This is a genomic window from Paenibacillus sp. FSL H8-0104, assembly GCF_038050215.1.
GTDB lineage: Bacteria > Bacillota > Bacilli > Paenibacillales > Paenibacillaceae > Paenibacillus > Paenibacillus amylolyticus.
Map to the genome: position 1 here is coordinate 5157519 of NZ_JBBOTC010000001.1, position 19195 is coordinate 5176713.

Consider the following 19195-nt stretch of genomic DNA (forward strand, 5'->3'; position numbering starts at 1 on the left):
TGTGAGAGAAGAAGGGAATAAGTAGAATAATATTGAACAACTACATAATCATTAAAATAATCGATGAACATATAAATGAGGTTGGCAAAATGAATAATGATAGAAACTGGACAGTTTTATTTATTGGTGGAGCATCAGGAATAGGTAAATCAAGTATTGCTTATGAGATTGCTCGATATTATGGTGTGAATGTCTTGGAAGTAGATGATGTTCACCTATCCGTAAAAACAGTTACAACAAAGGAGCATTTTCCTGTAATTCATTATTGGGATTCTGATATAGATGGGAAATACTTTGGAGTTGACGGCACGGTAAACTGGCTGATTGATGTCAGCAAAGAAATGGTTCCAGTATTAAAAGAGCTTGCAAACCGGCATATTGAAGATAAGTTACCTATCATTATTGAAGGCGATTTTATCTATCCCGAATTAACATTATCTTTCGATAACCCACAGGTGAAATCAATATTTGTACATGAATCAGATAAAAATCAAATAGTGCAGAATTATCTAGCAAGAGAAGGTGGCGAATTACAACATGATAGAGCTGAAGTAAGTATTTCGTATGGAGAATGGATAGCAGATACCTGTAAGAGAAATGGAATTGAATTCATTGAATCAAGACCTTGGAATACTGCTTTAAACAGAGTAATAAAGTGCTTAGTGTAATACGGACATTAGGATAAATTGCTTCTTGTAGCTCTATGGGGAATTAACGGCACTTATTGAACTAAACTGTCCATTAGTTGAATAAAAGCAGCCAATCAAAAATGATCGGCTGCTTTCTTTGTTTTATTGAGCTAACGTTTTCAGCTAGCTTAAGAGTAATTCACTTTTTTAATTGAGTCATCTTTTTCAGGAGTACCGCAGTGCAAACAGATATAACACTGGCTAAGTATAGAAGAGCATATGCTATGGCAGCATAATATGTAAGTTCAGCTTCAATATCGGAGCTTGTAAGAAGCAGAATAATGGAAAAGCCAACAACAAAAACCACAGTACCTAACAGCACATTTTTAATTCCTTCTTTCACATACTCACCTCCCAGGGATTTTTGACAGTTCCCGACCTGCTATTTTAGCATTTATAATTTTTCCTCCCTTAGGCTATTCTCGATTGTGATCTAGCCCTTTCCCAAAACAAGTTTTTTGGTTGTATGATTCGAAAAATTCGGAATGAATATCCAGTGTTTTAATAGTGAGTAGATATCCATTTATCGTTTTAGTAATCATTTCAATTTCAGATACATTGTATGAAGTTATATCCATTTTCGAAATGATCACTTGCTTACTAAGCACTTTTGATAAAGAAGAGGTAATTTGTTTCTTTACATCGTCATTTAAACTTTCAAACTGGAGTACAAGGTTTTCAAGGTCATCCTTGCTATCTTTCATAAAACTGTGGGATTGGATAGCACTATGCTTTGGAGATGAAGACTTGATAGCATAAATCTCAATGATGTCATCCATATTAAATTTAAAGTTTATACCTTCTTCTGTTTCAACAATTAGGTAGCCTTCCTTTAATCCTTTAGCAACACCACGGAAAAATTCATCTCGATTATTAACTTTGAATACTACAGAATGTTGTTCTTTAACTGTCATCTCAATAAATTGTCTCTTATTCATCATATTATGCAATGTGCTCCCCTCCCTTTTAAAGATAAAGTATTCTATATGAGATAGTACATTATTCCATTGTCCTTACACTAACCTGTCCGTTAGTTCAATAAGTTAGATGAACAGTATCGTCCGGGTCTGAACCAGCTGATCCCCATACTTCCCCTTCAACGCGATAACCGCCACCACTCCATTGAAGCAAGTAACCTCCAGTATTCATACCTTGGGTGAAACCTTCTTTAATATTTATCCAATCAAAAGATTCCCCGGCAGCAATCGTTCTAGCGAAATACACTTTACTAGTATCTAAGTGCGTTAAACTAACATTGACTTCATGGCTACTATTGTTCTTCATAAGCAGTTTTATGTGTACAAATTCCGGATTTACAGAAAAGGGTTGCTGTACCGTTGCGCCTCCAGAAGCAATATAGTGGGAGGGTTTGCTCTCTTGTTCGCTTAAAGAATTAGAAAGGGTTGTACTTTCGGACTCGCTTGATAATACACCAGATTTTGGAGTAGACATATTCTCTTGAGTTGGACTTGTTGAATCACAGGCAGTTACGGTCGCTGTTGTTAACGCTAATGCTACAATAGTAAAAAATAGTCTCTTTTTCTTCATTACTTCATTCCTCGTATTCTTTTATTAGTTATTCTAAAAACCTATAAGAAGCTCCTCGTTGTTAACAACGCTATCAATCAATAAAAGTTACACCTGTAATTCACAAGATGGCATTGAGTTACCTTCCCGTTGCTGAACAAAAGCAGCCGATCAGGTTGATCGACTGCTGTCTGAAATTTATTGAGTTACCGTATACTTTTAGTGTAACAAATGACGACTGATAGCATTTGACACTTCAGTCATCGAAAACCGAAATGCTTTTCAACTTCCAATAACATCTGATCTTTATTGGACTGAGATGTTCTCATAAACCATTTTAATTGGTACTGCTCTGCTTGTTGCAGGTAATGATTCGATGCTCGAACCACCGTGTTTAATGTTTCGTCCCGTGCACGTTGTGGATCTGATAAATTAGGGAACACATCCTCCATGCCTCTCAGATGATCTCGATCCAGATACTCCGCTCGAATTAGGCCATCTTCTGCAAACATATAAACAACGCGATTGGGGTTAACAATCTCCCTTAGATAAGCAGGTTCCATAAAAGTATCTACTACGATTGGCTTCTCTTTCCCCATCTGTAACAAATCCAAAATAATAAACTCAACGCTTTCATCAAACACTGAATTTAACCAGTGACTTCTATCGTTCCCACGCCCTAAAAAGAACCATTCCCAATCAATGAAGTGTCGTAAAATTGCTGGATGATCCTGCGGATTAGCCTTTTTTTGATAATCGAAAGTGTGGTCATCGGAGGAATAATAATTCATATCCCATTTTGAAGAAAGTAACTTTGTCATCGTGCTTTTGCCGCCACAAGGGCCTCCACATATCCAATAAACGTGATCTAAATATTGTCTTAATAGTCGGTCTGAAATTTTCATTATACAAATATCCCCCTTGTCTAAGATTATTTCTCAAAAGGGAGCACGTCTATTCTTGTTTGCACTAAATGTCCAGGTCGCTGGCATTGCCACACCGCCTTTCCGATCTTAATTTCTGATAAATTTATTCCTCGGAATCGCTTTTCAAAATCACAACTACTGATCTGTATACTGCAAAGCGTGAATCGGTGTACCTTTAGTGACTTCACCTGTCAATGTATTGATTTCTAGTGGCTCTACTAAAACCTTCCAGCCATTTTCGCTTTCGAAAATTTTATACGGGAGTGGTGGTGACTGTTCGTAGTCTTGTCCTGCATACTTTTGAACTACATAAAATTGAACTTCATCCGTGTTGATTTGTTTGCTTTCCACAATTTCATATCCTGTAGTTGGATTGGTTTTAAAATCCTTCACATATCCTTCTTCACGACTTTTCTCATCCAAATAATTGGTATCTTTAGAATAGAACATCATTCCTTCAACATCCCTAGCAATGTAAGCCTGAAAGTACTCCGTTGCCGCTTCCATCGGAGTTTGGGCTACGACTCTTTCCGCAGTAGTAGTCGATGCTACTAAAATAGAACCAGCAACAACACTGGCAAGTAAAAGCAATACTAATCCTTTTCGTTTCATGGATTGAGAACTCCTTTTTAGTGATAGAGTTGATAGAGTTGGTAATAGCGATCAAATTTTCTTTGAGATCTATTTAGTATAACGCATCGAATTATTGGAAAGTTTTTATATTTATGAGAAATATGTTTACATCTATCTTTTAGCCTCTTTATCCAAACACTTCTTTACGCCCACCTAACTTAATGTTAGATTTTATAACATATTATTATGAAAGCGAGTGGGTTGAAGATGGATCTGCAACAGTTATTGAATATCCCCATTCTCTCCAAAGCAAAGGTTATTGCAGGACATCGCGGACTAGATCGCTTGGTGCAATCAATTAATATTATGGATGCGCCAGATATTGTCCAATTCCTGAAGGCGGGAGATATGCTGCTGACCAACGGTTATATCTTGAAAGAGCGTCCTGATGCTCATCTTGCATTCATTACAGACATGCATACTATTGGCTGTGCGGCGCTTGCTGTCAAGACTCAGCGTTTCTCTCTTGAATTATCTCCGCAACTGCTTGAGACAGCCGACAGGCTGGGCTTCCCAATCATCGAACTGTCTGAGATTGACAATACACTCGGTGAGATATTTCAACATTCGATTAGTGCCATCCTTCAGAATAAAACCCATGAGCTACATTATGCCTTGTCTATTCACAAGCAATTTTCCACGATGGTCATGCAGGGAAAAGGCATACCATCCATCGTAGATACGTTGTCTCAACTGCTATCCTCACCTGTACTACTGCTTGGTTCGAAGAAGCAGATTACGGCAAGCTCCCATTATGCACAACAGATGGATGACCTGTCTCTTGCCGCGCCCATACTGACATTTATAGATGAGCACCCTTCCTTCCACACCGCAATCTCGATCTGCCTGCTTACTGCTGATAAATATCGACACGCCGAGCTTCATCCCATCTTCACGGATCGGCACGAGGGTTATTTGATCGCACTATACGACAGTTCCGCAACCTCTAAACTCTCCACTCTGGCACTGGAGCAAGCCGTCAATGTGATCGGTCTCGAGTTAACCAAGAAGCAAGCCGTCAAGGAGCGCTCCCGCCGTTACAAAAATGAATATTTCTCCGATCTCATTCAGGGTTTCATTCGTTCGGAACAAGAAGCGCTGCATCGCGGCAAGAAATATGGGCTGCAAGCCAAAGGAAGTTCCGTTCTGATCATTGCCAAAAAGGATGAATCCTTAGCGGGCATACCTAAACAGAACTCTACTTCCTCCGGGGAAGAGCGATTAATCTCGGAACGAGACGCTAATTATGAGCTGATTAAACAGGAATTCGCCAGATTGGATCTCTCCTTTGTCATGTTTACTAAGAACGACCAGTTCGGCATACTCGTCTTTTTGGCTGAAACGTCTTGGGACGAACACACCGTTGTTCAGCAGCTTGAGCGGATGGCGATCAATCTGTATACAGAGTCGCAGCTCAGCCTATCCTTCGGCATAGGTAATTCCTACACGAATGTATTGGATATTGGACTCTCCTACAAAGAAGCAGTCAAGGCGCTCCAGTCCGGCTATCAGATGCGAAAGACCCGCTTCGCTCATTCCTATCAAACCATGGATATAAGCCGTCTGCTGCGCATGATTCCCCACGATGAGATGCTGCAGTTCCATCATGAAACCTTTAAGCCCTTCAACGACCGAGATCCAAACGAGCGCAACGAACTGATGAAAACCTTGTCCTCCTTCTATGAGAATCATTGCCAGATCGTCGATACAGCCAAAGAGCTCTTTGTACATCGCAATACAGTGATCTATAGGTTGGAGAAATGCGAGAAACTAACCGGCAGGAACATTAAGGACCCAATGGAGAGCCTTCGCTTCCGACTTGCCTTCGCACTTGAGTCCCTTTTGAATGTTAATCCAGCCCCTAGTGAAGCTAATCATACGTCTTAAATCGAGAACGTGTCATGTATAATGACACGTTCTTTTGTTTTCTTTTCATATTCAATTCACGTTCAATCTTCATTTGTGCATTTTAACTGATTTAATTCTATTTTTATGTTCAGAGTAACTAATGACAATGATGCAAACAGTCTATATGATTAGGAATATATCCATTAATGTCATGTTAATTAACATCAATAACATCAAGAAACGAAAAAACATCAGGCTGTAGGAAAGGGGCTACCTATCATGGCTATACAAATACAAGGCGTATCCAAATCATTTGTCAGTGCAACCGGAGAAGATATTCAGGTCCTGGCTGAGGTTTCGATGCAAATCAAGAAACAGGAGTTCTTCAGTATCGTGGGACCGAGCGGTTGCGGCAAAAGTACGATTTTCAATATTATCGCAGGTCTGCTTAAGCCGACAAATGGGAAGGTTATCGTCTGTGGCGAAGAGATCGATCAGACCACCGGACATGTCGGTTATATGATGCAGAAGGACCTGTTACTTCCTTGGAGAAGCATCCTGGACAATGTCACGCTAGGCTTGGAAGTGAAGGGCATGTCCAAAAAGGATCGCGGCGATATTGCCATGGATTATCTGGATCGCTATGGCCTGGCCTCATTCGCAGAAGCCTATCCCTCCACACTATCAGGCGGTATGCGCCAACGTGTAGCCCTCATTCGTACCCTCGTTACCCAGCCCGATATTATATTACTGGATGAACCCTTCTCCGCACTTGATTATCAGACCAGACTCATTCTGGAGGATGAGATCTTGTCTATCCTGAAATCCGAGGGCAAGACAGGCGTCCTGATCACGCATGACATCGAGGAAGCGATTGCCATCTCCGACCGTATTGCCGTTATGAGTAAACGACCAACAACCGTGAAGCAGGTGTATGACATTGGTCTCGCCTCGCAATATGGCTCAGCACTGAAAGCCCGCTCCGACCAGAAGTTCAAACAGTATTTTGAATCGATCTGGTCAGAGCTTGATATCCAAATGGGGAGGATCAGCTAATGAAGAGCACATCACCTGAAGTTACCCTTGCCGGAAAGCCTGCTGGAGTTGCGAAAAGCAAACGCAGACAGCCCACCTTCTCCAAAGAATGGCTGATGACGATGCTGTGGCGGTTCATTATTGTAGCGGTCATCCTGGTGATCTGGGAATCCGCCGTTCGTCTGAAACTTGTTAACGGATTCCTCATGGGATCACCAAGCGCCATTCTTGATGCCGCCATCACCATGGCTAGCTCAGGACAACTGCTTACAGACGCGTTTGCAACGGTGAATGCCACCGTTATCGGCTTTGTAGCCGGAAGCTTAATCGGATCATTGGCAGGACTGCTCATGTGGTATTCCAAGTCCGTTGCCCGTGTGCTCGATCCATTCATTGTAGCGATGAACGGTATTCCGAAGATCGCACTTGCTCCCATGATTATCATCTGGTTTGGCTCAGGCATCTTCTCCAAAATTGCTCTGGCCTCCGTGGCGACATTTATCGTCGCGCTATTATCCGCCTACCAAGCGACGCATCAAATCGACGAATCCCAGATTAATCTGATGAAATCCTTCGGTGCAAAGAAATCACAAATTTTCCGCAAAATTATCGTTCCTTCCTCTCTGCCATGGATCATCTCGGCCTTCCGGATCAATATCGGTTTGGCACTGGTGTCTGTTGTAGGTGGAGAATTCATCTCTTCAGATAAAGGACTTGGACACATGGTATTCGTCGAAGGTAACCTGTTCAACCTTCCGGCCGTATGGGTCGGCGTGTTCATGCTTATGCTGGTCGCCATGCTCCTCTACACCTGTGTCGGTTATATCGAATCCCGTCTCCTTCCATGGAATGACAACAAGACCAGCAGCAAATCCACATCTGTATAGCTGACCTACAACGATTAAAGGGGACTGATGACTAATGCGTACATTCAAAAAGATAGCTTTTCTAACAGCGATGACGGTTATTTTGACTACACTGCTCAGTGCATGCGGAAGCAATGCCACAACACCCGCGAGTGGTGCAGGTGCATCTGATAGCGGGGGGCAAGCAAATACGCAGGTGGACAAAATTATGGTCTCCGAGGTGTATCACAACCTGCTCTACCTTCCCTTGTATGTAGCGAACAACCAAGGTTTTCTAGAGGAGAATCGCATTGAGCTATCTTCCATCCGTGCTGCCGGAAGCGGTCCAACAGCATTGTCTTCGGTGATCTCAGGCGAGTCGGCGTTCTCCTTCCATGGTCCTGAGCATGTCGCATTTGCTAATGCAAAGGGCGGAGATGCTCGCTCACTGGTCCTTCTATCCGGCAGTGCTCCAGTATGGGCAGTTGCGCGAGAAGGAGTAACCGTGAACTCGACAGCGGATTTCAAAGGTAAAACCATCGTTGTGGGCTTGGCACCTACAAGTTCGAACAGCTTACTGCAGAAACTATTCGCTGACAATAACATCGATATCGACAAGGATGTGACGATCACTGAGGTTCAGAATGGCTCCGAGCTTGGTGCTGTATTAGCCGGCAAAGCCGACATTGCCATCGTTTACGAGCCGCAGCTGGATCAAGGCATTGCTGAGGGACTGCATATTGTCCATGATTTTACGAAGGATTATCCTGACTTTGCCTTTGCAACCATGAATACAACTGCAAGCTTCATTGAAAAGAATCCTGATCTCACCCAGCGCTTTGTCACCTCTATTGAGCAAGCTCTGGACTACATTCAATCGAATCCTGAAGGCGCAAAAGCAGTTGCCGTGAAGGAATTTCCGAATCTGGACAAAAACGTCGTGGAGCAAGCGGTACAACGCATGATCGACAGCAAGGTATATCCTGCGGAGGGGCTCATCAATGAATCAGCCTTCGAGACCGCAATCGACATGCAACGCTTCATCGGCAATCTGAAGGAAGACCTCGCTTACGAGGAGATTATCGATTCAAGCTTCACCACCAAATAGAGAGAGAAAGGGTGATTACTCTGAACCAGGACGACTATCTCACACACCGCCGTACAGAAAGCGCCAAATATGCGGACGGAGTTATTACAAGCGAGGAGCTTGCCCTATTTACAGCAGACTTGGAGCTGATTCGAAACTTCAAGTTGCCAGAAGAAGTAGGGCCCAATCCCCCGCATAGGAGCGTGCCTCTGCGATGATTACGAAACCACTTAACGAGCTGACGATTGCTGAAGCCGCAACACTGATTAAAAATAAGTTGATATCTCCTGTTGAGCTTACAAAATCCTATTTGAATCGCATTGAGAAAGTAGAGCCTTCTGTGCAAGCCTTTGTTACGGTCACCGCCGAACAGGCTTTGCAGGCCGCGAGAGAGTCTGAACAAAAACTGATGAATGGCGAATATCTCGGTCCTCTGCATGGTATTCCCTATGGAGCCAAAGACATTATCCATACCGCTGGCATACGCACCTCCGCTGGATCAAGTACCTTTCCAGACTTCGTACCCGGAACGAATGCAACAGTGATTGATAAGTTGCAAGCTGCAGGAGCTATCCTGCTCGGCAAGACAACAACGACGGAATACGCCTTTCAGGGAGGAGAACCACCAACCCGCAACCCATGGAATTTAGAACATACCCCGGGCGGTTCCAGCTCCGGCTCTGCCGCTGCAGTAGCGGCTGGCATGGCTTCCTTCACACTCGGGACACAGACCTTTGGATCTCTGCTTAGACCCGCAGCTTACAACGGATTAACCTGTATGAAACCCACTTACGGCAGAGTTAGCCGTAATGGTGTCATCACAGCCAGTTGGAGCCTGGATCATATTGGCGCATTCACTCGGTCCGCACAAGATAACGCAATCGTTCTGGAAGCAATGGCCGGGCAAGATGAGCTGGACTCCTTCACGCTTCCTTATGGCAAGCCAGACTTAAAAAATGTTCTTGAGCATCCTATTTCAGAAATGGTGATCGGTCTCCCGAGCAACTTCTTCCAAACCGATGAACCAGCGATCTTGTTAGCGGTAGAGTCGGCAATCGCTGTGCTTGAGAAGCTGGGCATGCAATGGAAGAAAGTTGACCTGCCCTCTTATATGGAAGAGACCATTGCTGCTCATCGTACGGTTATGCGGGCAGAAGCTGCCGCCTTCCATCAGGAACGCTTCGCGGAAGCCTCTGATCGTTACGGCCACACGATGCGGGAGCAGCTTGAACTCGGTTACCAGACGAGTGCCGTTGATTATTTGCAGGCACAACGCATCCGAACGATATTCCGGAGCGAGATGATGATGCTTTTCGATGAAGTGGATGTGTTATTGACTCCATCAACACCCTATGTGGCCCCATACGGCTACAAGACGGGGAGCCCGATTTTTAACGGACCGTTCACCAATACGGGTCTACCGTCCATCACCGTACCCATCGGGTTTGATACCACCTCAGGGAAGCAATTACCTATCGGCATGCAGCTTGCTGGTCCACTCATGCGAGAAGACCGCCTGTTGTCCATCGCTCATCATTATCAGCAGGCTACGAACTGGCATCAGTTAACACCAATCATACACATTCATTAGGAAAGGAATGACAGCTACGATGTCTACCATCATACATGCAAGTGCAGCACCCAAGTTCCCGCTTCCTTTCTCCCATGCTGTCCGCGCAGGAGATTTCCTCTACGTCGCAGGTCAGGTAGGTGTCGATCCACAGACGCTTGAGCCCATTGGCGGCATTAAGGAGCAGACGGAGCAGTGCATTCGTAATATTGAGGTGATCCTGCAAGAAGCCGGACTTACACTCGATCATATTGTGAAGGTAACCACTCATCTGGCCCGAGTCGAGGATCAACCCGAATACAACGAAGTGTATGCGCGAATGATTAAACAACCCTATCCCGCCCGTATTACCGTATTCAGCGGTTTAGGCCCTTATTTAATTGAAATGGAAGTGCTGGCGTATGCGCCTTCCATTCGAGGAGAGTAACACACACCAAAGAGCACCTGTAGCCATAGATGGGTACAGGTGCTCTTTTTGTTCTAGAAACCCGGTTCTCTTTTGAGAAAAGGGTTTCTTTTCGTATTCCTATTTTGTTTTGAAGCGAGATGCTTCTTCGGCCAGTTGTTTGGTCAGTCCATCAATTCTCTGCACCATATCTGTCAAATGTTCCGTCATGCCGGACTGTTCCTGCATTGTTGCTGTGACTTCCTCAACAGAAGCCGACACCTCTTCACCGGAAGCAGACAAGTTCTGTGCCGCCCCAATGACATCATCCTTATCACGTTCAATGGATTCGATCTCTGTGGCAATAGCTTGAACCTGGCTCATCATCTCATTCATATTCTCGGTGACAAAATTGAATGTCTCCTTGGTCTGGCTAACGCTGCTCTTATGCTGTTCCGCAATTGCTTCAATAGCCTGAACACTTCGGTTATTCTGCTCCACGTGATCAATGGTCTGCATCACAATTCGGTTGATATCCTCCGATTGAGCTGTCGTCTGCTCTGCCAGCTTGCGAATCTCAGAAGCAACGACTGCGAAGCCACGTCCCTGATCACCAGCTCTCGCCGCCTCGATCGAAGCATTCAAAGCAAGTAATTTCGTCTGATTTGCGATTTCGGCAATCGTACCTGTAATCTGGTGAATGCCCGAGGAGCTTTCGGCGAGTTGCACTGTAATTTTGGAGATGTTGCCAACTTCAATCTCGTTCTGCCCGTTCACCGCAATGAGTGCATCAATAACTTCATGATTATTTTTGAATGCATCCGTAATTTCATCTGCCTTGAACTTCACTGCCTGCGACATTCCATTCACGTTGGCAATCTTGTTACCCACATTCATGAATTTGTCCACAATGGCTTCCGTATCGTTCGCCTGGGACTCCATCGCTCGTGAAATCTCAAATGCTGTTGTCGTTGTTTCGGCAATCGTGGTCGAAGTTTGCTGAGTGGACTGTTCCAGCTCGGACGTACTTGTTTTCAGGATGCCGATGGAATGGTTCATGCTGGAGATCAGCTGTTTATTGCCTGCTGCCATGGTATTGAAGCTGTCCACCAATTGTTTGAATTCTCCGCTATATTTACCTTGAGCCTGCACCGTCAGATCGCCGTCAGCAAGCTGTCTGAACAACACAGTTAGTCTTGTAATTGGTCTGGTTACCAGCAAAGAGATCAGAATACCCGCTACGACGGAGACCGCAATAGCACTAAACAGAACAATATACATCTGTTTTGCCATCGCACGCAAAGGTTTCTGCACATCACTCAGTTTATCTTCAACAACGACGGTCCAGTCTGATCTTGGTATTTTGGAGTAATACGCCACTTTCTCATCTGTGCTAATATCCCCTTGCTGTAGTTCAGCGCCAGGAGCAAGATCTATCAATGATTGGTATTCGCCGGACTCCATCTTCTGGCCTGCCAACTTCTCATCCGCTGAATCGTAGATGACCGTACCTGCACGGTCCAGAATGATCACTTTTCCCTCATCATTAATATTGATATTTTGTAGCTGATTAACGAAGAACGAGGTGGATGCTGCAGATACGAGCACTCCCTGTACTTCTTGATTCTCATTGTAGATTGGCATGGCAAAAGCCGTACCTAGTTGTCCTGAGGACTTGGCTACAATCCCTTCACTAATCACATTTTTACCCTGAATCGCTTCTTGGAAATATGCCCGATCTCCGCGTTCTGCCTTGATAACTGCCGGATCATTCGCTGCAATAATAATGCCATTCCGATCCAACAAAATCAGACTGTTGTTACCTTCCATACCTGCCAGACTGTCCGCAAGAATACCACTTGCCTTATCCAGCAGTTCATTGTTTTCCGAGAAAAAATTCTCCCCTTCCTGTCCATCCGTATTTCGAATCTCCAGCAGATCCTGGAAGGTCCGATGTGTTGTGATCAAAAAGGTGGATTGTTCTTCCAAACTTAGTGAAGCATACAAACCTGCCCCCACCCGGTCCGAGGTTGCTTTAATCTCATCTTTGCTTTTGTCGAGTGTGATGACAGCCGCTACAGTGTAGGATACTACTGCAGTTACCGCCAGTACGATACACACCAGCAGACTGATCATAAGTGGCAGTTTGACTCTGAACGACATGTTGCGCATGCGTTCTCTTGCCTTGCTAAATACCATGATTACATTCACCATCCATTTTCATTTTCATCATTATGAAGTCCAAATTCTATGTATCTACTTTATATCGGTCGATATCAAATAATCTGTAAGCTGTTTCCCCAGTTATTCTAGGTCAAAGGCCACTGCAAACGATTGGAAAATGAAGACTTTGGGTTAATACAAAATATTACATCAACATCGTATAATATATGAAATACATATCGTGCAGGAAGAGGGACAACGCATTGAATCCGAAAATGCCTACTTTATTAAATGTCGAATAGGAGAAGTGATATGGCAAAAACAGCATTACCTACGCTATTAAATGTCGTGCGCATTTTATTGAGTGTGAAACTGATCTACGTGATTGTGTCCTTTATCGTGTTCCTCATTGACTTCAACCAGAACATGGAGACCTATCTGGGTTTCTTACGCAAAGGAGATGATCTGGCTTACGCCTCTGGCGTAATCTTAGCCAGAATGTTGTTTATCATCGGTCCCAGCCTGCTTGCTGTTATATTCATCACCAAAAGAAAGTTCAAGCTCACCGTGACGTTTCTGAGTCTGGCGCTATTCGTTGCCATTCCGAATGAGAGTAACCTGTTCACCCTGATTCATCTCTTCGCCCTGCTCATCGTGCTCTTGCATCGTCCAAGCAAGATGTATCTGAAACGAAAGGATACCCCTGTCAATGTAGCCGTAGTTGAACCGAAGAATTAATTCGAAAAGGGGATCACATGATATTGAAGTCCAGATACACGGTGGAGCGCATAAGATATGATGTCATAATAAAAAAACAAGGACGTTCCTATGTATTACAGGAAGGTCCTTGTTTAATGTGACTCATTATACAAAGTGATTGTGAGATTTACAATTACAATGCAGCTTGATAAATTTGTACTACATCTTCACGTTGCAAGTTTTTGAAGAATCCGAACGGACCAAATCGCATCGCTTTATCAGCCATTACATCAATCTGACTGTCGTCGATGTCATAGTCCGCCAGACGGCTAGGGGCACCAATCGAAGTCCAGAATGTACGCAGCGCTTCAATGCCTTCTTCAGCAACTTGTTTGTCCGACTTTCCAGTAGGATTAATATCAAATACATTAATGGCCATACGTTTGAATCGATCTACATCCACATCCAGATTATGCTTCATCCAGTGTGGGAAGAGGATTGCAAGGCCACCCCCATGCGGAATGTCGTACACAGCCGAAACGGCATGTTCTATATTGTGAGAAGCCCAATCTCCGGCAAGCCCCATATTCAGGACATCGTTAAGCGCCATTGTTCCGCAGTAGAGAATGGTTTCACGCAGTTCATAGTTTTCCGGATCTTTGATCAGACGAGGGGCTGTATCGATAACGGTACGAAGAATCGTCTCACAGAATCCAAGCTGAACCGGTGTATTCGTATCCAGATGGAAATAATGTTCAAACACATGAGACATCATGTCTACCATGCCGTATACAGTCTGATCCAGTGGTACGGTGTATGTGTACTCCGGATCAAGAATGGAGAACGCTGGGAAAGAATACTCGCTGAACCATGCCCATTTTTCCTGCGTGTCCTGATTGGTTATTACTGAACCGTTGTTCATCTCGGAGCCTGTCGCTGCCATCGTTAGAATTGTACCCAGTGGAAGTCCGCCTTCCGGGGTTGCTTCGCGCACAACAACATCCCACATGTCTCCATCGTATTTGGCTCCTACTGCGATGGCTTTCCCGCAGTCTAGTACACTGCCGCCGCCAACCGCAAGAACCAGATCAATGTTATGTGTTCTGCATAGTTCTACACCCTTATGAACCGTAGACAGACGAGGGTTCGGTTCCACACCAGCCAGTTCCGTAACCTCTGCTCCGATTTCATTCAACTGGCTGATTACCTGATCGTACAGCCCGCTACGTTTGATGCTTCCACCACCATATACAAGCAAAATACGCTTTCCGTATTTTGGAACTTCGGTTTGTAGTGCTTGAAGTTGCCCTTTGCCAAAAATCAGCCGGGTCGGATTATAAAACTGAAAAGATCTCATAACGTATGTTCCTCCAAAGAAATCTGAAATTTTGTGCATCCACCATTATAGTTCTCTTTATTCGTAAAAACAAATACAGGCAAGAAGGAGATAATAGATGAGTATGGAGTCTGTCATGGCTAAACACTGTTTTCCTGAACAAAAAAAGCTCCTGCCAGCAAAGTGGCAGGAGCTTACATCACAGGGATTCAATATAACCATCGCATGCTTCCATAACATGCATGGTCTACATCCCCTCAGATATTAAGAATTCGGTACTTAGGTTCTAACCCAGATCGGCAATCCGCTGTCCAATACGCGGAAACAGCCCGAAGGCATTCTCATAGAAGACTTTATCATGATGCTGTTCCGGTACAAGTCGACGGACAAATTCGGCATACAGATCGATGGGCGCAAGCGGCCAGTCGGTGCCAAACAGCATTTTCTCGTAATGATCCGAATAGACCAAGGCCCGGCGGAAATGATCCATGAATAAAGGCTCGTTCATGAACCGTTCAAAATGAGGCCGATCCCCCACCACAAGACCAGACAAATCAGCGTACACGTTAGGATTCTTCGCCACCACTTCAGCTGCATCCATCACCCAGGGATCACCCAGATGACAGATCATGAAGTTCACACCACGTTGCTGCAAGGCTAATTCATCCACCGTCAACGGATGAGAATATTTGAGCAATCCATTCATGGAGTAAGTGTCACCCGTATGAATCACGACAGGCAGGTTGTACTTGGCTGCGAGTTCATAGACTGGGGTATAGATTTTGTCGTACACATAATGATGATAGTATCCGGCATAGAGTTTGATTCCGGCTACCTCAGGGGATTGCAGTCTCGCTTCAATCCGGTCCAGTTCGTCCTGAGCGTTTTTACCGTCTAGCGCATTGGGATTGATGCCCACGCATTCCATGAGGAATGACGGAACCTTCTCTTCCAGATCAAGTCCCATCGGGTTAGGGGAACTGGAATCCGGGAACGCTCCCTTTGTCTGCTCCGTAACCCCCATTCCGATACCCATAATGACATCGTTTTTATCAAACTCCGCTTTAAGACCTACGGCAGAGTAATCCACTTTCGACAGATCGATTGCTGTTCGGTGAAAGCTGTCGATGTCCGACAGGTGAATATGAATATCAATGATCGGCATGTGAAGCCTCCTTTTCATCGGTAGAAGTTACAAAATTCAGTTTGAGAAGGTCATGCACATCCGCTGAACTCAGCGGGATTGGTCCCAGAACCAGATACGTCGGCTCCGTCCAGACCGTCTCCCCCTGCTGGAGTGTCAGATGATGATGAACATTCAGACCAGTCACCTGATTATTGGCAAACCCCCATGCACTCTGATTCGGGTAACGATGGACCGCATGCAGCATGTTTTCACGCGAAACCGATCCTACTCGCAAAAGATCTTCAAGTGGCAGGCCCACATCCACCTTGCCCAGCGGGAATCGATCTTTACCCGGTTGCTCTATCCAACCTTCCGCAAATACAGATGAAGGCTGGAGGAAACGTTCCTCCGCAAGCGAGTAATCCGTCAGCGTCAGGCCACTTTCGTTTGTTACGGCAAGCAACGTGCATAGCACAGGAACACCGGGCAGCATCAGATAATGCTGGTGGATCGTGATTCCACGATTCGCTTCATGCTTCTCAATCCGGGTGGTCAGCTTTATACCCTTCCAGACGTTGCCGTATTGATCCTTCTGCTCTGTCCAGGAAGCGGCTCTTTGTTCCAACTGGCGGCTGAAACCATTCATGCCTGGAACCCCGACACCCAGCCCGCCATACCACGGATTCCACCACGAGCGTGGAGCCGGTTCAGGGTACGAGCTATCCAGCCATTCTTCTCCTGCATATTGCAGGGAATGTACTACACTCCCGAATACAGGAGCAACAGCGATCGACAACACTCCATTGTCTACAGTGTACAAAGGTCCAGCAGAACCTTCTTCAATCTTCTGCTTCACCTCTGTTCCGCTCTGCGGGAACCAAAGGGCAGTTCGCTCCTGAATCCGATCTTCGCCCCGGTATAGCCCACGAACTTTCCAACCACTCACGTGCTGGTCTCGGTCCGCTTCGTCTGGTGAAAATGTCAGCTTGGCGGAGTTTAGGTTCTGCTCCGGATTGAATTCCTTAGCATTGGCCATAACCTCCGGTTTGCCACCCTGTTGCACATATAGCTCCAGCTTGCCCGCAAGCGGAACCAGTTTGTGTTCAGTCAACGTTGCTTGCAGCACGTCCGGGGCAAATGGATTCCCCTCACTCAGTGTCAGATCCAGATGGCTGTCCAGCAACGGAATGACAGGGTTACGCTGCTTCCGTGCAAACGCACGGAAATCCGACCATTTGGCAAACGTGTTCAGGGCATATACAGTTGCCTTGGTCCGCACAACGGCTCCTGCGGGAATACGGCCAAGCTCATGCTGAAACCCCAGCGTGTATTCCGGGCGAAGCAGCTTCAGAGAAGGGTCCCAATAGATACCGCTGGCACCATACTCTTCTTTGCAGAACAGCCAGTTCTCCGTAATCTGTGAGCTATTCCAATGGCTCGGATCGCCAGCGTAAGAATCCCCCATATCCACAAAACGACCTTGGTAAGGAAGGATTAACCTGCTACCATAGAACCCAAAGTTATTCATTAGATACAGGTCCTCTTCCCAGGCAGTATCTCTTGTATTTTCGACTTCGTGGTGAAATTCGGCAACTCCATTCGCAGACAGCTTGACCACGGACTTAATTTGCAAGCCAGGGAAATCCTCTGAGTCATACAGTGCTTCAAGAACCTGACGTTCCCCTTCGGGATAAATATTCACTTCTTTTGCTTGTTTCTTGGATAACTCTTCGGCAAAAGGCTTACCCAGCTTCGGATAAGTCCACCAGAATGAATGACGGGAACCGGGATATTCAATCCACATGTTATTATCTTGCTTGCTCATATGAATAGAGAATGCACCATTAACAGCCACCCATTGATCCTCAATCTGCCCACCATATTTCCCTTCGATTCCCTTCATTAGTACAGAAAGTTTGCTTGTAAAAGAGATCGCATGGTTGCCCACTGGGACAGCCGTCACTTCTACTTCTTGGGAATAGAGACCATATGAACGCAAGGTGAAAGGTACTGGCACAGACACTTTGCCTTTGGCAGGCACCGTAAAGCGCACCGAACGCTCTGCCCATTCCAGGAATTCACCCTCAGGCAGGTCCAAGCTGAACTCCGTTTCTGCATCCACATTATTTTCCACGTTCAGAACCAACTCAGCCGGAATACCTGGATAGAGTTCCTTCACAGGCAAGATGGTCTTGATCTTGGCCGGGAATTTCGGGGCAATACCTAACCTGAACTCCGCTTTCTTACCGCCGATCAACCAGGTGCTGGCAACCACGGGATGAGTCTTATTGTTATTCTGTTCCTCTGTAATTGGATCAACGTGGAACTCACCTTCCACAATGATGGTTTCTCCCGAAGCGACTGCTTGTGCAATGTCCAGCGCAAATCGAATGTTTTTGTTATCCTCACCCTTGATCTCAACCGCCAGTTCGGACGCAGAATTGTTCTTAATGCGATAGCGAACCTTATAGCTGGAACCGAATACCAGATCATGATCATCGACTTCTGTTGAGATTTCGTAATCTAGTGTTTCGAGGGCAGTCAGCCCGCGACCCGACTTTTCAAATTCAGCCCGCAGGGAGACATCTCCCTTTTTCCACGTATAGTCAAAGAAATCGAAACCACGCTCCCGTCGGCCATCCGGCTCGATCACGAGTTCACGCGTGCTGTCTGCATACCAATCCAACTCCTCAAAATAAGGAGCAAGTGCTTCGGTCTGCAAAATGGTAGGAATGAAATTCATCAGATGCACATTATCGTCTTTTTTCTCCCAGAAGAATCCACATTTTTTGTACATCGGTACAGCCTTTGTATTTCCTGCCCATGTGAACAGATCCAGGCGAGGCCATCCGGCCTCCACGGTCTTGCGCACAGCATTCAGGATCAAATTACGTCCAACTTTATAACCGTGATAGTCGGGGCGTACGTTAAGCAGCGGTACATATAGTGCTCTCTCGTCATAGCGGTAATGAGCAAAACTGCAGAAGCCAACAACCTCTTTCTCATGAACGGCTAGAAACACATAAAGATTGGACGAACTCTCCATCTCCCGGCGAACTGTTTCCTCTGTTCTAAGGTTGGTGCCACCTCCCCAGCTTTCATTACTACGGTTCCACATATCCGCGAGTGCGGCAGCGTAAGAGGGATCGTATTCAATAATATGGATTTGGTCGATAATCGAAGTTACGGTCATATTTGGATCTCCTTATCTTTATGTACAGGATGGTGAAGAAGCTAGTGATAGTCTTATCATACTATAATTGGAAGCATTTTCAGAGAATTAAAAATCTTTCTTTCCAACTTATATGTGCCTTTCGGAAGCTCTT

The 19195-nt window shown here is 45.3% G+C and carries 17 protein-coding genes; 8 read left to right on the top strand and 9 right to left on the bottom strand.

Features of this window, described 5'->3' with window-relative positions; all coding sequences use genetic code 11:
• Window positions 1–32: 32 nt before the first annotated feature.
• On the top strand, window positions 33–668 hold the full coding sequence (locus NST38_RS22790; protein ID WP_341344082.1) for a hypothetical protein: 636 nt from the start codon (window positions 33–35) through the stop codon (window positions 666–668).
• 160 nt (window positions 669–828) lie between these two features.
• On the opposite strand, the gene NST38_RS22795 is transcribed toward NST38_RS22790, so the two are convergent.
• The 5 genes from NST38_RS22795 to NST38_RS22815 form a co-directional block, all read right to left on the bottom strand.
• A complete protein-coding gene (locus tag NST38_RS22795) occupies window positions 829–1032 on the bottom strand; it encodes a hypothetical protein (RefSeq protein ID WP_047843932.1) in 204 nt (67 codons plus the stop codon).
• A gap of 73 nt (window positions 1033–1105) precedes the next feature.
• Window positions 1106–1639, bottom strand: coding sequence for a hypothetical protein (locus NST38_RS22800; protein WP_076252829.1), 534 nt, complete (start codon window positions 1637–1639; stop codon window positions 1106–1108).
• Between the two features lie 85 nt (window positions 1640–1724).
• Window positions 1725–2237, bottom strand: coding sequence for a hypothetical protein (locus NST38_RS22805; protein ID WP_076252830.1), 513 nt, complete (start codon window positions 2235–2237; stop codon window positions 1725–1727).
• A gap of 239 nt (window positions 2238–2476) precedes the next feature.
• Window positions 2477–3121, bottom strand: a complete 645-nt coding sequence (locus NST38_RS22810) for a hypothetical protein (RefSeq protein ID WP_076252831.1) — start codon at window positions 3119–3121, stop codon at window positions 2477–2479.
• A gap of 156 nt (window positions 3122–3277) precedes the next feature.
• Window positions 3278–3754, bottom strand: coding sequence for a hypothetical protein (locus NST38_RS22815; protein WP_076252832.1), 477 nt, complete (start codon window positions 3752–3754; stop codon window positions 3278–3280).
• A 228-nt stretch (window positions 3755–3982) separates the two neighbouring features.
• Here NST38_RS22815 and NST38_RS22820 point away from each other — a divergent pair, with 228 nt between their 5' ends.
• From NST38_RS22820 to NST38_RS22845, 6 genes are all read left to right on the top strand, one after another.
• Window positions 3983–5662, top strand: a complete 1680-nt coding sequence (locus NST38_RS22820) for a PucR family transcriptional regulator (RefSeq protein WP_076252833.1) — start codon at window positions 3983–3985, stop codon at window positions 5660–5662.
• 240 nt (window positions 5663–5902) lie between these two features.
• On the top strand, window positions 5903–6679 hold the full coding sequence (locus NST38_RS22825) for an ABC transporter ATP-binding protein (RefSeq protein WP_036617567.1): 777 nt from the start codon (window positions 5903–5905) through the stop codon (window positions 6677–6679).
• A complete protein-coding gene (locus tag NST38_RS22830) occupies window positions 6679–7545 on the top strand; it encodes an ABC transporter permease (protein WP_076252834.1) in 867 nt (288 codons plus the stop codon). The genes NST38_RS22825 and NST38_RS22830 overlap by 1 nt, the downstream gene beginning before the upstream one ends.
• A 34-nt stretch (window positions 7546–7579) precedes the next feature.
• The gene (locus NST38_RS22835) at window positions 7580–8611 is read left to right on the top strand and encodes an ABC transporter substrate-binding protein (protein ID WP_076252835.1); all 1032 of its coding nucleotides are present in this window, start codon (window positions 7580–7582) and stop codon (window positions 8609–8611) included.
• A gap of 193 nt (window positions 8612–8804) precedes the next feature.
• A complete protein-coding gene (locus tag NST38_RS22840; RefSeq protein WP_076252836.1) occupies window positions 8805–10181 on the top strand; it encodes an amidase in 1377 nt (458 codons plus the stop codon).
• A gap of 19 nt (window positions 10182–10200) precedes the next feature.
• Window positions 10201–10587 (top strand): RidA family protein, encoded by a 387-nt coding sequence (locus tag NST38_RS22845; protein WP_047843941.1) that lies wholly within the window; start codon window positions 10201–10203, stop codon window positions 10585–10587.
• Window positions 10588–10686: 99 nt separating this feature from the next.
• Here the strand turns inward: NST38_RS22845 and NST38_RS22850 are convergent, their stop codons facing one another.
• The gene (locus NST38_RS22850) at window positions 10687–12744 is read right to left on the bottom strand and encodes a methyl-accepting chemotaxis protein (protein WP_179087909.1); all 2058 of its coding nucleotides are present in this window, start codon (window positions 12742–12744) and stop codon (window positions 10687–10689) included.
• Between the two features lie 276 nt (window positions 12745–13020).
• Here NST38_RS22850 and NST38_RS22855 point away from each other — a divergent pair, with 276 nt between their 5' ends.
• Complete coding sequence (locus NST38_RS22855; protein WP_047843942.1) at window positions 13021–13446, top strand: hypothetical protein; 426 nt, start codon at window positions 13021–13023, stop codon at window positions 13444–13446.
• 154 nt (window positions 13447–13600) lie between these two features.
• On the opposite strand, the gene NST38_RS22860 is transcribed toward NST38_RS22855, so the two are convergent.
• The 3 genes from NST38_RS22860 to NST38_RS22870 form a co-directional block, all read right to left on the bottom strand.
• The gene (locus NST38_RS22860) at window positions 13601–14764 is read right to left on the bottom strand and encodes an iron-containing alcohol dehydrogenase (RefSeq protein ID WP_036674351.1); all 1164 of its coding nucleotides are present in this window, start codon (window positions 14762–14764) and stop codon (window positions 13601–13603) included.
• Between the two features lie 265 nt (window positions 14765–15029).
• Complete coding sequence (locus NST38_RS22865) at window positions 15030–15908, bottom strand: amidohydrolase family protein (protein WP_076252837.1); 879 nt, start codon at window positions 15906–15908, stop codon at window positions 15030–15032.
• Window positions 15895–19062, bottom strand: coding sequence for a GNAT family N-acetyltransferase (locus NST38_RS22870; protein ID WP_076252838.1), 3168 nt, complete (start codon window positions 19060–19062; stop codon window positions 15895–15897). The genes NST38_RS22865 and NST38_RS22870 overlap by 14 nt, the downstream gene beginning before the upstream one ends.
• Window positions 19063–19195 lie beyond the last annotated feature (133 nt).

Bases quoted from the DNA above. Each gene is read 5' to 3' on its own strand.
- NST38_RS22835 (WP_076252835.1), top strand. From the start codon at position 7,580: ATGCGTACATTCAAAAAGATAGCTTTTCTAACAGCGATGACGGTTATT.
- NST38_RS22850 (WP_179087909.1), bottom strand. From the start codon at position 12,744: ATGGTATTTAGCAAGGCAAGAGAACGCATGCGCAACATGTCGTTCAGA.
- NST38_RS22860 (WP_036674351.1), bottom strand. From the start codon at position 14,764: ATGAGATCTTTTCAGTTTTATAATCCGACCCGGCTGATTTTTGGCAAA.
- NST38_RS22865 (WP_076252837.1), bottom strand. From the start codon at position 15,908: ATGCCGATCATTGATATTCATATTCACCTGTCGGACATCGACAGCTTT.
- NST38_RS22815 (WP_076252832.1), bottom strand. From the start codon at position 3,754: ATGAAACGAAAAGGATTAGTATTGCTTTTACTTGCCAGTGTTGTTGCT.
- NST38_RS22825 (WP_036617567.1), top strand. From the start codon at position 5,903: ATGGCTATACAAATACAAGGCGTATCCAAATCATTTGTCAGTGCAACC.
- NST38_RS22845 (WP_047843941.1), top strand. From the start codon at position 10,201: ATGTCTACCATCATACATGCAAGTGCAGCACCCAAGTTCCCGCTTCCT.
- NST38_RS22870 (WP_076252838.1), bottom strand. From the start codon at position 19,062: ATGACCGTAACTTCGATTATCGACCAAATCCATATTATTGAATACGAT.
- NST38_RS22855 (WP_047843942.1), top strand. From the start codon at position 13,021: ATGGCAAAAACAGCATTACCTACGCTATTAAATGTCGTGCGCATTTTA.
- NST38_RS22810 (WP_076252831.1), bottom strand. From the start codon at position 3,121: ATGAAAATTTCAGACCGACTATTAAGACAATATTTAGATCACGTTTAT.
- NST38_RS22830 (WP_076252834.1), top strand. From the start codon at position 6,679: ATGAAGAGCACATCACCTGAAGTTACCCTTGCCGGAAAGCCTGCTGGA.
- NST38_RS22820 (WP_076252833.1), top strand. From the start codon at position 3,983: ATGGATCTGCAACAGTTATTGAATATCCCCATTCTCTCCAAAGCAAAG.
- NST38_RS22805 (WP_076252830.1), bottom strand. From the start codon at position 2,237: ATGAAGAAAAAGAGACTATTTTTTACTATTGTAGCATTAGCGTTAACA.
- NST38_RS22840 (WP_076252836.1), top strand. From the start codon at position 8,805: ATGATTACGAAACCACTTAACGAGCTGACGATTGCTGAAGCCGCAACA.